This is a genomic window from Qipengyuania sp. (assembly GCF_042095715.1).
GTDB lineage: Bacteria > Pseudomonadota > Alphaproteobacteria > Sphingomonadales > Sphingomonadaceae > Qipengyuania.
The window spans coordinates 1-8,310 of record NZ_JBELMO010000091.1; the positions used below are offsets into that span (position 1 = coordinate 1).

An 8,310-nucleotide genomic window follows, 5' to 3' on the forward strand; every position below is an offset into this window, starting at 1 on the left:
CATGCACGTTCCCGGTCACACGCCGGCCGATGTCGCCTATCTGATCGGCGATATCGCGTTCGTCGGCGATACGCTCTTCATGCCCGATTACGGCACGGCCCGCGCCGACTTCCCCGGTGGGGACGCCAGGACGCTCTTTCGCTCGATCCGCCGTTTGCTGGCCTTACCCGATGCGACACGGCTGTTCCTGTGCCATGACTACAAGGCGCCTGGCCGCGATGCCTATCGCTGGGAGTCGACCGTGGGAGAGCAACGCCGGGCGAGCGTCCATGTGAACGAAGGTGTCAGCGAAGAGGAATTTGTCACCATGCGGGAGCAGCGCGATTCCGGACTGTCCGTCCCCAAGCTGTTATTGCCCTCGCTCCAGGTCAACATCCGTGCCGGAAACTTCGAGGAGGCGGAGGCGAATGGCGTGACTTACCTTCGTATCCCGGTGAAGCGGCAATCGCGGTAAGGACTTGGCTGCATTGCCCTGGAGCGCGGAGGGCTGGACCCTATCCGATAAGTGATCCAGAAAAGTCGGCGTGGCGAGAGGCGAGGCCCCGACCGGCGTCATTGCCACCCCGCCGCGCAGCCTCTAAGTGCTGCGGATGGCAGGTGACCTTCTCGACAACCATGGGCGCGGCGACGCGGCCTGGCAGTTTCCCGCAATCCATCCCGAAGGGCGCAAGCTGGGCCTCGGTGCCGTGGCCATCGCACTGCTGGTGCTGCTCGGCTTCGGCTGGGAATGGCTAGGCTGGCCCCTGCTGCTGCTTTCGATTGGCGTGTTCGCCTTCTTTCGCGATCCCGAACGGGTGGTACCCCAGCTTGATAACGCCATCGTGGCGCCCGCCGACGGGATGGTTTCGCTGATCGCCCGCGTCGATCCCCCGGCGGAGTTGCGGATCGATGACGGCACCGGTTTTCCCGGCCTGCCCGAAGGCCCGGTTACACGCGTGTCGATTTTCATGAGCGTGTTCGATGTTCACATCAACCGCGCCCCGATCGCGGGCACCATTCGCCGCGTCGTCTATATTCCCGGCAAGTTCCTCAACGCCGATCTCGACAAGGCGAGCGAGGACAACGAACGCCAGCATTTCCTGATCGAACGGGCCGATGGACTGAAAGTCGGCTTTACGCAGATCGCGGGGCTGGTGGCGCGGCGCATCGTGCCTTTCGTGAAGCCGGGCGACGCGGTGGGCGCCGGCCAGCGCGTCGGGCTGATCCGCTTCGGCAGCCGGGTAGACGTCTATCTGCCCGCCGGCACCGACGCGAAGGTTCTGCTCGGCCAGCGCTGCATTGCGGGCGAAACCATTCTTGCCGAGGCCGGACAGCAGCTTTTAATCGAGGGAATTGCACAATGACGCGGGTATTCGGAACGGCTTTCGAGGCAGCGGTCATGGAGAGCGGCGCATGAGCCTGCCGCCCGAGGATCGCGCCCGCATCGGCCCCAAGGCAGCGGAAGACGAGGATATCTCTCCCGTCCGGGGCACGGGCAGGGGGCTTCCGCTGCGCGCGCTGCTCCCCAATGCGATCACCGCGGCGGCGCTGTGCGCGGGACTGACAGGCATTCGCTTCGCCATCGGTGGGGATTGGAGCGCGGCGGTGTTCGCGATCATCCTGGCGGGCCTTCTCGACGGGATCGACGGACGTATCGCACGCATGCTGAAGGCACAGTCGCGCTTCGGGGCAGAACTGGACAGCCTTGCCGATTCGCTGTCCTTCGGAACGGCGCCGGCAATCGTGATCTACCTGTGGTCGCTGTCGGACGTGCCCCGCTTCGGCTGGTTCGCGGCGCTGGCCTTCGCTGTCGCATGCGCGCTCAGGCTGGCGCGATTCAACGCGCAGATCGATCTCGATGTTCAGCCGCACAAGTCCGCCGGTTTCCTGACCGGCATTCCCGCGCCCGTGGGGGCGGGGCTGGCATTCCTGCCCTTCTACCTTTGGCAGGCGACGGGGCTGGCGCTGTTTCGCGAACCCGCTCTGGTCGGCCCTTGGGTCGCTTTCATCGCCCTGCTGATGATCTCCAACGTGGCGACTCTCAGCTGGACCTCGCTGCGGCCGCGGCGCACCGTGCGCCTGTGGCTGATCCTGGTCGCCGGGCTGCTGTTCGCCGCTTTGCTACAGGAACCGTTCTGGACGCTCACGGTGATCTGCGCGGGCTATCTGGCCCTGATCCCGGTCGGGATCGTTCGATATGGCCGCATCAGGCGGCAGCGCGGCGGGGCCCTGCGCGCGGAGTAGTATCGGCCGCGGCGCCCGACTGCCTCGTACCTGGCATACGGACCACGGGGCGGGGTGCGGGCGTGGCGACCGTGATCGAAACCGCCCTGGATGGTGCGGCGGTGCGCAGGCTCGTCCCGGCGCCGTCCCGCATGTCGAGTACGGACATCAGCCTGAGCGCGCTGTCGGCGAGAACCGCGACGACGGTGAACGATGCGGCCAGGAATGCGACAATGGCAATCGACATGATGTTTCCCTTTCTCTCGACGCTCACCCCGTCCATAACGGGGACACGGAACGCGATTCGTCTTCGATGCGCTTAATGTTCCTGTTCTGTTCCTATTTGTCAAGCGGGAAGTTGGGGTAGACGGACCGCGAGGTTCGCTCGGGGGGCTGGATTTTGTCGTCCGTATGCGCTAACGGGCCGCCCGTCTGTCGAAACTCGGTCGATTTTTCTGCGTTCGCGGGGGCGATCAATCGGGTAGCGACAGTCAAATCCACATGGAAGGCGCACATCACCGGTGCCCCAGCGGGACGCTCCGCAACGGGTTCCAGCTTTCCAGAGGCATAACCGGAAAGGAATTTACCTATGGCGGCTCCTACCGTCACGATGCAGCAGTTGATCGAGGCCGGCGCACACTTCGGCCACCAGACCCACCGCTGGAACCCGCGCATGAAGCCCTATATCTTCGGGGCGCGCAACGGCATCCACATCATCGACCTGTCGCAGACCGTGCCCCTGATGGCGCGCGCGCTCGACTTCATCCAGGACACCGCCCGCGCCGGCGGCAAGGTGCTGTTCGTCGGCACCAAGCGCCAGGCGCAGGAGCCGATCGCGCAGGCCGCGAAGGCTGCTGGCCAGCACTTCGTCAACCACCGCTGGCTGGGCGGCATGCTCACCAACTGGAAGACCATCAGCCAGTCGATCAAGCGCCTCAAGACGCTCGAGGAACAGCTTTCGGGAGACACCAGCGGCCTGACCAAGAAGGAAGTCCTTCAGCTGACCCGCGAACGCGACAAGCTGGAGCTTTCGCTCGGCGGCATCCGTGACATGGGCGGCATTCCGGACGTGATGTTCGTGATCGACGCCAACATGGAAGATCTCGCCATTAAGGAAGCCGGCGTGCTCGGCATTCCCGTGGTCGCGGTGCTCGATACCAACGTCGATCCCAGCGGCATCGCCTTCCCGATCCCGGGCAACGACGATGCTGCCCGTGCGGTGAAGCTCTATTGCGACGCCGTCAGCCAGGCTGCCCGTTCGGGCCGCGGCGAAGGCGTGCAGGATTCGGGCCGTGATGTGGGCGCGATGGAAACCCCGCCGACGGAAGAAACCGCGCAAGCCGCCGCCTGAGGTAGCTTCGGGCCGCGTGACCGCGCCGTCACGCGCCTGACACGCAATCGAACTAAGCGCCGGGCTGCCATCAGCGGCCCGGCGCCGCATACCACTCGAATCCAAGAGGAAATTTTCATGGCGAATATCACTGCCGCCGACATCAAGGCCCTGCGCGATCGTACCGGCGCGGGCATGATGGATGCCAAGAAGGCGCTGACCGAAGCAAACGGCGATATCGAAGCTGCCGTCGACGCGCTGCGCGCAAAGGGCCTTGCTACCGCGCAGAAGAAGTCCAGCCGTACCGCCGCCGAGGGCCTCGTGGGCCTCGCTGTCGAAGGCAACAAGGGCGTAGCGGTCGAGGTGAATTCGGAAACAGACTTCGTCTCCAAGAACGAGCAGTTCCAGGATTTCGTGCGCAAGGTCACCGAGACCGCGCTCAAGACCGATGCCGGCGATGTCGATGCGCTCAAGGCCGCCAGCTATCCCGATGGCGGCACCGTGGCGGAGAAGCTCACCGATTCGGTCGCCACGATCGGCGAGAACCAGCAGATCCGCCGCCTGAAGTCGGTCGAAGTCGCCAACGGCGTGGTCGTGCCCTACATGCACAATGCCGCTGCTGCGAACCTCGGCAAGATCGGCGTGCTCGTCGCGCTTGAGAGCGAAGCCGATACCGACACGCTGGAAGCGCTGGGCAAGCAGATCGCGATGCACATCGCCGCCGCCTTCCCGCTGGCGCTCAACGCCGACAGTCTTGACGCCGAACTGATCGAGCGCGAGCGCGCGATCGCCAAGGAGAAGGCCGCGGAAAGCGGCAAGCCCGAAGCGGTGCAGGACAAGATGGTGGACGGCGCGATCGCCAAGTTCGCCAAGGAGAACGCGCTCCTTAGCCAGCTGTTCGTGATGGACAACAAGACTCCGATCGCGGACGTCGTCGCCAAGGCCGGCAAGGACGCCGGCAAGCCGATCGTCCTCAAGGACTATGTCCGCTTCCAGCTCGGCGAAGGCATCGAGAAGGAAGAGAGCGACTTCGCCGCCGAGGTTGCCGCAGCCGTCAAGGGCTAAACCGAAGCTCACATCAGGCCCCGCATCGGCATGCCGGTGCGGGGCTTTTTGCATCCGCTGCCCTTGGCATCGCGTCGCGCAACCGATAAGGCGCGCCCACCCCGTTACGTGCGAGATTCCAAACTCATGGCCCTGCCCCCGATGAAGCGCGTTCTGCTCAAGCTTTCGGGCGAAGTGCTGATGGGTGGCCAGCAGTTCGGAATAGACCCGGCTTTCGTCATGGACCTTGCCGAGGAGGTGAAGGCCGCGAAGGATACCGGGCTCGAGATCTGTCTGGTGATCGGCGGCGGCAACATCTTTCGCGGCATGGCCGGGGCGGCCCAGGGAATGGACCGCGCGCAGGCGGACTACATGGGCATGCTCGCGACGGTAATGAATGCCCTGGCGATGCAGAACGCGCTGGAGCAACTGGGCGTACAGACGCGCGTCCAGTCGGCGATCCAGATGGACCAGGTGTGCGAGCCGGTCATTCGCCGCCGCGCCGAACGGCACCTGGAAAAGGGCCGCGTCGTGATCTTCGCAGCGGGCGTGGGTGCGCCCTATTTCACCACCGACAGCGGGGCGGCGCTGCGAGCAGCCGAAATGCGCTGCGATGCGCTGCTCAAGGGCACCAGTGTCGACGGGGTCTATGACAGCGATCCCAAGCGCAATGCGCAGGCAAAACGTTTTGAAACCGTGAGTTACGGCAAGGTGCTCGCGGACAACCTCAAGGTCATGGATGCCAGCGCGGTTGCGCTGTGCCGCGATAACGACATCCCGATCGTCGTCTTCTCGATCCGCGAGAAGGGCAATCTGGCGCGCGTGCTTGCCGGCGAAGGTATCCAGACCATCGTACAGACCGACTAGGACAGGAGAGCGCCTGATGGCCAAATACGACAAAGCCGATATCGAGCGCCGGATGCAGGGCGCGGTCGACAGTCTCAAAAGCGATCTGAGCGGGCTGCGGACCGGGCGCGCGAATACCAGCCTGCTCGATCCCGTGATGGTCGAGGTCTACGGCGCGATGATGCCGCTGAACCAGGTGGCCACCGTGTCCGCGCCCGAACCGCGCATGCTGAGCGTGCAGGTGTGGGACAAGGCCAACCTTACACCCGTGGAAAAGGGCATCGCCAAGGCCAATCTCGGCCTTAACCCGATGATCGACGGGCAGACGCTGCGCCTACCGCTTCCGGACCTCACAGAGGAGCGCCGCCGCGACCTCGCCAAGCTGGCCGGGCAGTACAGCGAAAATGCCAAGATTGCGATCCGCAACGTTCGCCGCGACGGCATGGAAGCGCTCAAGGAAGACGAGAAGAAAAAGGAAATCGGCGAGGACGACCGCAAGCGCGGCGAAGAGGAAGTCCAGAAGCTGACCGACAAATATGTCGCGCTGGCGGATGAAGCCGCCGCCGCCAAGGAGAAGGAAATCCTGACCCAGTAAGGGCCGGGATTTCCGCCACATGAATGCATCCACCCAGCGTGCCAGGCATGTTGCCATCATCATGGATGGCAATGGCCGCTGGGCGAAGAAGCGCCATCTTCCGCGCGCCCTGGGCCATCAGCGCGGCGTGGAGGCCGTTCGCAAGCTGGTAAGATCCCTGAAGAATTCGGATCTCGAGTGCCTGACCCTCTACGCGTTCTCAAGCGAGAACTGGAAGCGTCCCGAGGACGAGGTATCCGACCTCATGAACATGCTGCGCAAGTTCATCCGCTCCGACCTGGAAGAGTTCGTCGAGAACGGTGTCCGTTTGAAGATCATCGGCGACTACAAGGTCCTGGCGGACGACATCGTAGAGCTTCTTGATGATGCGATCGCGCGGACGGCCCATGGCACGCGAACGGTCGCGGTGGCGCTCAACTATGGTTCGCAGCAGGAAATCGTTCGCGCCGCGAAACTGGCCGCCGAGGACGGGGCCATCACCGAACAATCGCTGGAGCGCCATCTATTCACGCACGATCTGCCCCCGCTCGACCTGCTGATCAGGACGAGCGGCGAGGTGCGGCTCAGCAATTTTCTCTTGTGGCAGGCGGCTTACGCGGAGATGCTGTTCCTCGACGTGTTGTGGCCCGATTTCACCCCCGAGTTGCTGTCGCACTCGCTCGACACCTTTGCCGCAAGGGAACGCCGCTATGGCGGACGCTGAGGCGAAGCTCCGCAAGCGCGACCGGTTTAAGGCGCGGGCGCGGCGCTACGTCGCCGTACCGCTTGCAGTCCGCACATCGGATCTGCCGAAGCGGGCTGCCTCGGCGGTCGTCATGCTGGGAATTGCCGCCGCTGCCGTGTGGCTGGGGGGCGCGGTTCTCGCGGCCTTCATCGCCCTCGTGGCGTTGGCGTGCTTTGTGGAATTCGCACGGCTGGTGTTGAAGGCTACTGCGAAGATACCCTTCCGCCTGGCCGGGTTGATCGCGGGCGCCGTCTATATCGGGCTCGCCGCTTTCGGTCTTGCCTCGATGGACCTCTATCATCTGCTCGCCGTGCTTGGCGTGGTGATTTTCACCGACACCTGCGCCTATTTCGCGGGACGGACCATTGGTGGCCCCAAAATCGCACCGAAGATCAGCCCTTCGAAGACGTGGGCCGGGCTGTTGGGCGGCATGGCGGGAAGCGCGCTGTGGCTGATCGCGTTTGCGGCGCTCGCCCACAATACCGGCGATTTCGTGCAGCTTGCCGAGGATTTCGGTATCGGTCGGGGTGAGGCCGCGCTTTGGGCATTGGGGGGGGCAATTCTGGCGATAGCGGCGCAGGCGGGGGACTTTTTCGAAAGCTGGCTGAAGCGCAAGGCCGGGGTGAAGGATTCCTCGCGATTGATCCCGGGACACGGCGGCGTTTTCGACCGCGTGGACGGATTATTGCCCGTGGCTTTGATCGTGGGCCTGCTGTCGGGGACGGGTGGGTGATGCGTTCGATCTCCATCCTGGGGGCGACGGGCTCGGTCGGCAGTTCGACTCTCGATCTCGTGCGCCGGAACCGCGACCAGTGGCGCGTCGTGGCGCTGACCGCAAATTGCCAAGCCGAGCAACTGGCCGCGCTGGCGCGCGAATTCCAGGCCGAGATCGCAGTGCTGGGCGATGAGAATTGTCTGGCCGATCTGCGCGCCGCTCTGGGAGGGTGCGGAACCCAGGCTGCGGGCGGTGCTTCCGCGCTGGTCGAGGCAGCTTCGCGGCCCGTCGACCTGACCGTGGCGGCGATCGTCGGCTGTGCCGGCCTTGCCCCGACGATGGCGGCCATCGAACAGGGCGGCACCATCGCCCTTGCCAACAAGGAAGCGCTGGTTTCCGCGGGCGAGGTCATGACCCGCGCCGTCGCGCGCCACGGTGCAACGCTGCTCCCCGTTGACAGCGAACACAACGCGATCTTCCAGTGCCTGCAGGGCCAGGCGCTGTCCGATGTCGCCACCATCACGCTGACCGCCAGCGGCGGGCCTTTCCGCGAATGGACGGCCGACCAGCTGGCAGCGGCGACACCCGAACAGGCGGTGGCGCATCCCAACTGGGACATGGGCGCAAAGATCAGCGTCGATTCCGCCACCATGTTCAACAAGGGGCTGGAACTGATCGAGGCGCATCATTTGTTTCCGGTCGGCCTGGATAAGCTCAGGATCGTGGTTCACCCGCAAAGCGTGATCCATTCGATGGTCGAATATCGCGACGGATCCACGCTGGCGCAGCTTGGCCCCGCGGACATGCGCGTACCCATCGCCAGTTGCCTTGCCTGGCCGCAGCGCATGGATACG

At 64.6% G+C, this 8,310-nt stretch carries 11 protein-coding genes; 10 read left to right on the forward strand and 1 reads right to left on the reverse strand.

Going from position 1 to position 8,310, the window contains the following annotated elements:
• From ACFDTG_RS15015 to ACFDTG_RS15025, 3 genes are all read left to right on the forward strand, one after another.
• On the forward strand, positions 1 to 454 hold a 454-nt coding region (locus ACFDTG_RS15015), incomplete at its 5' end, for an MBL fold metallo-hydrolase (protein ID WP_375291790.1).
• A gap of 136 nt (positions 455 to 590) precedes the next feature.
• Positions 591 to 1,343: a phosphatidylserine decarboxylase gene (locus ACFDTG_RS15020; protein WP_375291791.1), complete on the forward strand. Its 753-nt coding sequence runs from the start codon at positions 591 to 593 to the stop codon at positions 1,341 to 1,343.
• Between the two features lie 49 nt (positions 1,344 to 1,392).
• Complete coding sequence (locus ACFDTG_RS15025) at positions 1,393 to 2,223, forward strand: CDP-alcohol phosphatidyltransferase family protein (protein WP_375291792.1); 831 nt, start codon at positions 1,393 to 1,395, stop codon at positions 2,221 to 2,223.
• Here the strand turns inward: ACFDTG_RS15025 and ACFDTG_RS15030 are convergent.
• Complete coding sequence (locus ACFDTG_RS15030; RefSeq protein WP_375291793.1) at positions 2,186 to 2,449, reverse strand: hypothetical protein; 264 nt, start codon at positions 2,447 to 2,449, stop codon at positions 2,186 to 2,188. The two genes, ACFDTG_RS15025 and ACFDTG_RS15030, sit on opposite strands and share 38 nt — an antisense overlap.
• A 342-nt stretch (positions 2,450 to 2,791) precedes the next feature.
• Here ACFDTG_RS15030 and rpsB point away from each other — a divergent pair, with 342 nt between their 5' ends.
• The 7 genes from rpsB to dxr all read left to right on the forward strand — a co-directional run.
• The gene (gene rpsB / locus ACFDTG_RS15035) at positions 2,792 to 3,553 is read left to right on the forward strand and encodes a 30S ribosomal protein S2 (protein WP_375291794.1); all 762 of its coding nucleotides are present in this window, start codon (positions 2,792 to 2,794) and stop codon (positions 3,551 to 3,553) included.
• 117 nt (positions 3,554 to 3,670) lie between these two features.
• On the forward strand, positions 3,671 to 4,597 hold the full coding sequence (gene tsf / locus ACFDTG_RS15040) for a translation elongation factor Ts (RefSeq protein WP_375291795.1): 927 nt from the start codon (positions 3,671 to 3,673) through the stop codon (positions 4,595 to 4,597).
• Between the two features lie 126 nt (positions 4,598 to 4,723).
• Positions 4,724 to 5,443, forward strand: a complete 720-nt coding sequence (gene pyrH, locus ACFDTG_RS15045; protein WP_375291796.1) for a UMP kinase — start codon at positions 4,724 to 4,726, stop codon at positions 5,441 to 5,443.
• Positions 5,444 to 5,459: 16 nt separating this feature from the next.
• Complete coding sequence (frr, locus tag ACFDTG_RS15050; RefSeq protein WP_375291797.1) at positions 5,460 to 6,017, forward strand: ribosome recycling factor; 558 nt, start codon at positions 5,460 to 5,462, stop codon at positions 6,015 to 6,017.
• A 19-nt stretch (positions 6,018 to 6,036) separates the two neighbouring features.
• Positions 6,037 to 6,720 carry a polyprenyl diphosphate synthase gene (gene uppS / locus ACFDTG_RS15055; protein WP_375291798.1) on the forward strand — a complete coding sequence of 228 codons (684 nt, stop codon included), beginning with the start codon at positions 6,037 to 6,039 and terminating at the stop codon, positions 6,718 to 6,720.
• On the forward strand, positions 6,707 to 7,474 hold the full coding sequence (locus ACFDTG_RS15060) for a phosphatidate cytidylyltransferase (RefSeq protein ID WP_375291799.1): 768 nt from the start codon (positions 6,707 to 6,709) through the stop codon (positions 7,472 to 7,474). Before uppS ends, ACFDTG_RS15060 begins: the two co-directional genes overlap by 14 nt.
• On the forward strand, positions 7,474 to 8,310 hold an 837-nt coding region (gene dxr / locus ACFDTG_RS15065; protein WP_375291800.1), incomplete at its 3' end, for a 1-deoxy-D-xylulose-5-phosphate reductoisomerase. The genes ACFDTG_RS15060 and dxr, both read left to right, overlap by 1 nt.